1 protein-coding gene and 4 pseudogenes are annotated in these 4,227 nt (G+C 50.5%); 2 read left to right on the top strand and 3 right to left on the bottom strand.

Translation table 11 applies throughout. The annotated features are described in order from the left end of the window. Positions 1-114: 114 nt before the first annotated feature. A complete protein-coding gene (locus PsAD37_RS20890; RefSeq protein WP_063297783.1) occupies positions 115-396 on the top strand; it encodes a hypothetical protein in 282 nt (93 codons plus the stop codon). 383 nt (positions 397-779) lie between these two features. Continuing rightward, positions 780-1,188 (top strand): annotated as a pseudogene (locus tag PsAD37_RS29630) (NmrA family NAD(P)-binding protein). 28 nt (positions 1,189-1,216) lie between these two features. Here PsAD37_RS29630 and PsAD37_RS20880 read toward each other — a convergent pair. From PsAD37_RS20880 to PsAD37_RS20870, 3 pseudogenes are all read right to left on the bottom strand, one after another. Further along, positions 1,217-1,690, bottom strand: a pseudogene (locus tag PsAD37_RS20880) (IS3 family transposase); the annotation flags it as partial. A 64-nt stretch (positions 1,691-1,754) separates the two neighbouring features. Continuing rightward, positions 1,755-3,280: pseudogene (gene ltrA / locus PsAD37_RS20875) on the bottom strand (group II intron reverse transcriptase/maturase). Between the two features lie 662 nt (positions 3,281-3,942). After that, positions 3,943-4,227 (bottom strand): annotated as a pseudogene (locus PsAD37_RS20870) (IS3 family transposase); the annotation flags it as partial.

Here is a 4,227-nt window from a genome sequence, read left to right as displayed (position 1 = left end):
TACAATACCAAACGCCCCCATAGTGCGCTGAACTTCCGCCCACCGGCTCCTGAAGTAATCATTCCAGTAGACCAAAGGTCAGTCATGCACTAACTTTCAAACCGGACCACTCAAGTGGGGCTGATCACCATTGGTGAAATCAACGCCACCATGACCGACGACAAGATGGGTTATACTTTTGCCAAGGAATTCACCTTGACAGGTGAAAAAGGCGATGTGTCCTTCTCGCTCAACATCAAGCTCGATCATATTGTTATGATAGAAAAGGGTGACCTGACTCCCGGCGAAGATGTGTATCGCTACATCGGCAAAGAAGAACTGACAGTGATCCGCAACGGTGAGGCCAAGATCTACAACGAAAATAGCTTACACGAGATTGTCTATCTAAAGGCCTGATTTTTGTCATAACCGGGTCAAACAAACATGAGGGTGTACGGTTTGGTCAACATACTGTGCGCCCACCGCGCCAAGGGGTGAAACATGAAAATCGAACATCAGACTGGCTAGACCAAGGGGTAATATGTTGCCTACGACGCCGATGGCTGCATCGCCCAAACGTATTTGTCGAATATGCTGACCTATCGTTTCACACCAGCGTGCTGACATGAGCGCGTGACGACTGCTGCAAACTAACAGTGGTGTCCGACATGAGCTGGAAGGGTTTGTACAAAATGCTGGCACTCATTCCAACCAACACGTTCAGAAAGATGATCTTGCAGGCCCTTGAAGACATCAAACGGCCTCTTGAAGCTTAGCGTATAACCTACACAGAGTTGGAAATGACAAAAACAATCGTAGTTACCGGTGCAACCGGCAATCAAGGTGGTGCTGTGGTTCGGCATCTGCCTGGAACAGATTTCACCATCAAAGCTGTTCCACGCAGCTTGAGTAGTTCGGCGCGCAGAAACTACGCGACATGGGGGTTGAAGTTGTACAGGGAAATCTTGACAAACCTGAAACGCTTGGCCCAATTCTTGAAGGGCATACGGCGTGTACTCAGTTCAAAACAACTGGACCAGCAGTGTTGAGACGGAAATCAAACAAGGCAAAGCCCTTGCCGAAGCTGCAAAAAAGGCAGGTGTGCAGCACTTTGTCTACTCATACGTGGGTGGGGCAGAGCGCAAAACCGGCATCCCACATTTTGACAGCAAGTTCGAGAGAGGTGGTTCCGTTTATTTGGACAGGTGAGCGTGTTTTATAAGTGGATCCGCTCCGATTACGCAGCAGCTTGAGTTATGTGCTGCGGGTGGGTGCAGTAAGCCTGATCCGAGGTGTTCCAGTCAAGCGATGAATGTGGGCGCTTCTGGTTATAAAAGGTGATGTACTGCTTAATGGATTTTCTGGCCTCTGGCACACTGGCGTAGGCCTTGAGGTAGACTTCCTCATACTTGATGGTGCGCCAGAACCGTTCGATAAAAACATTGTCGCGCCATGCTCCCTTGCCATCCATGGAGATCTTGATCTTCTCACGCTTGAGCACATCGGTGAAGTCTATGCTGGTGAACAGAGAGCCCTGATCAGAGTTGAAAATCTCTGGCTTGCCGTATTTAGCGAGTGCATCTTCCAGAGCTTCGATGCAGAAGGTAGCCTCCATGGTGATTGATAACCGCCAGCTCAGAACTTTGCGCGAGTACCAGTCAATGATAGCGACCAGATAGGTGAAGCCCTTTGCCATGGGAAGTGGAGTAAGAAGCTCGTAAGAGCTTCTCCTCCCCGAACCGTACGTGCACCTTTCAGCGCATACGGCTCTCCGTTCAAGACAGGCTCATGGCCATTGCAACATAATGATAGCGAGAGGTGATGGTTGAACGAGTTTCCTCCCTAAAGAGATAAGGATTACACTCAGGGTTCCGCCATCTAAACTGCGCTTTGGGACTGGAGATCAGCCGCCTTAACGCTTTACCAATGCGATTTCCTTGTTCACGTACTCCGTAAATCAGCCATGTTTTAGCCTTGTCTATTTCTGGCACTTTGAACCATTTACGCATCAAGGGCTTGATACGAGAGCGGTACTTTCGTGCCAGCCAGTGAGCAAACTTCCAGAAGATAACATGATCAATCTTTTGGAACACATAAGCTGTGAAGCCGGTAAACTTGTAAAAGGCCGCCCACCCCGCCAGTTGGCGGTTAAGGCGGTCAATCATCTCAACAGCACTGATATCATGATTGCCAGAGAGGGCCTTGACGAGTTTATGGGTAAACGCCTTAGCCTTCTCTTTAGGTATAGTAGTTGAGACACGCATGGTGCCCCATCTACTTCGCTTGCGAATGATGCGATGTCCTAGGAAAGTAAACCCGTCATTGACGTGGGTGATATGGGTTTTATCCATATTCAACGTCAATTTCAGCCTACCCTCCAAGAACGCGCGGCATTCATTGCGAATTGCTTCGGCGTGAGCCTTGTTTCCTTTTATAATCACGACAAAATCATCAGCATACCGGCAGTACGAGACTGCTGGCTTCCACTGTCGGTTCTCCCGTATCGCTATAGGAATGGCCTTTTGAATGCCGAAGTTCCATGCCCATCGATCCTTGCGAGCTTTCTTATTCAGGTATTTCGTCTCCAACCACATATCAAACTCATGGAGCATGATGTTAGATAGGAGTGGCGAGAGAACCCCGCCTTGCGGCACACCTTCGCTTGATGCTCTAAACAGCCCACGGTCGATGTGGCCTGCCTTCAGGATCCGCCAGAGCAGTCCGATAAACCGTTTGTCACGCACACGGCGACGAATGTATCGAACCAGCAGCCAATGATGCACAGTGTCAAAGTAGCTGGCTAGATCACCTTCGATGATCCAACGCCCTCTGAGACTGCCAGTATCTTGCAGTTGGGTCCGCACAGTTCGCACCGCATGGTGTACGCTCAGTTCAGGCCGGAAGCCGTAGGAGTTGCAATGGAAAACGCTCTCCCAAATGGGTTCCATGGCCATCAGCATAGCGCGTTGAGCAATACATCGATCAGCGTTGGAATACCCAAGGGTCTTTGCTTGCCATTGGCTTTTGGGATGTAGATCCGTTTTACCGGCTGAGGGCAGTAAGTGCCTGCCAGTAGCTCCACTTGTAAGTTATCCAGAAAACCATCCAGATTGTCCTGCAAATGTTGCTTATCTATCCCGTCAATGCCCGCAGTTCGTGCACCGCTAGACGCCAGAACGATGCGAGCTGCCTCAGTAAGCCAACCCTTGTTGGCTGCGAGCCGCAAAAGACGATCAAACCGACGGTTTGGATCATCTGCTGCCCACATTGCGAGTTTGTGTTGCATTTCACTGATTATCAAAGGTCTTCACCTCATTCGTGTCAGTTAATATGAACGTCAAACAACTTGAACTGCCCCCCTTCGCCAGAGACCAGCTCATTCCGGCCTCGTGTAACAGGTTCTCCCTGCCTCAGACTACTACGGAAGCTCCGCCAGCATGGTGGTCATCGGGGTGTACTCCCTTGCCATTCCAACCATGCCTTCCCTCGTTCATATGTTGGACTTAAAGCGTACTGGGGAGGTTGCCGGTCGCAATCTTTGCCCTTGCTTGCCGCAAGTCGCCATCGATATAGTGGTCTGGCTACGTTCTCTCCACTGTCCCTATGAGATGCGCTACATATGCACTCACATTCGGATTGACCTGCTTACATTTCAGGACTTTCTTCGACGGTACGCCTGATAAACCGCGTAGGCGCAGGTGACATTTCAACCCACAGATACGAGTGAACCGGTTCGTGTTCCTCAACCTTCCAATACTCAGCCTGGAGGACCATCTCAGCTTAACGGACTTTGCCTCAATCCCCTTTTCCCACGGGCTACGTCACCCTGTCAGCAAACAACAGGTCACCGCCGCTTCGGCTCTCATCTCCCCGCAGCGGGAGACATGGCAATTGTCAAATTCTCCTTTCTTGTTTTGCATTCCAAACATATGCCTCCTCGGTCTACCCGAGACGAGGCGCGCTGTAGGAAATGTCGATGGCCCAGACCTGACTGGGTCTTAAAACCTCCACATCACGCAGCAGATACGGGTAGATTTTATGTTCTGGCGCCGGTTTGGACGTATTGGGTCGTCGGTAGATTGCCTCAATACCCATCCTCTTCATCAAGGACCTTACTCTATGTCGGCCGATATCAAAGCCTTCTACCTTCAACAGCTGCTGCAGCATGCGGCTACCCGCAAACGGATACTCTAGATGCAACTCGTCCAGCCGGCGCATGAGTTTCAATATTTCCGGTGAAACTGGACG

Origin of the sequence: Pseudovibrio sp. Ad37, from assembly GCF_001623075.1 — a bacterium.
Lineage (GTDB): Bacteria > Pseudomonadota > Alphaproteobacteria > Rhizobiales > Stappiaceae > Pseudovibrio.
Note: the sequence above shows the minus strand (reverse complement) of the source record. Positions and strands in the feature narration are given on the sequence as shown.